This window comes from Serratia sp. HMSC15F11 (assembly GCF_001808215.1).
GTDB lineage: Bacteria > Pseudomonadota > Gammaproteobacteria > Enterobacterales > Enterobacteriaceae > Serratia > Serratia nevei.
Genome location: NZ_KV792513.1, coordinates 14,541 through 14,875 on the forward strand (window position 1 = coordinate 14,541; position 335 = coordinate 14,875).

The window sequence follows — 335 nt, forward strand, 5'->3', positions numbered from 1 at the left end:
CTGGCACTGGAGCGCAGGCGTTTTGGCTACCGTCGTATTTGGCAGTTGCTGCGCCGTGAAGGGCTTCATGTTAATCATAAGCGCGTGTACCGGCTTTATCACCTCAGTGGCCTGGGCGTAAAACGCAGAAGACGTCGTAAAGGGCTGGCAACAGAACGTCTGCCGCTGCTCCGTCCGGCGGCGCCCAATCTGACCTGGTCGATGGATTTCGTCATGGACGCACTTTCCACCGGTCGCAGGATCAAGTGTCTTACCTGCGTCGATGATTTCACAAAGGAATGCCTGACGGTCACTGTTGCCTTTGGGATTTCAGGCGTTCAGGTCACGCGTATTCT

At 55.8% G+C, this 335-nt stretch carries 1 protein-coding gene; it reads left to right on the forward strand.

From position 1 onward, the window contains the following. Positions 1-335: IS3 family transposase (locus HMPREF3138_RS27340; RefSeq protein WP_246828750.1), on the forward strand; the 335-nt coding region annotated here is incomplete at both ends.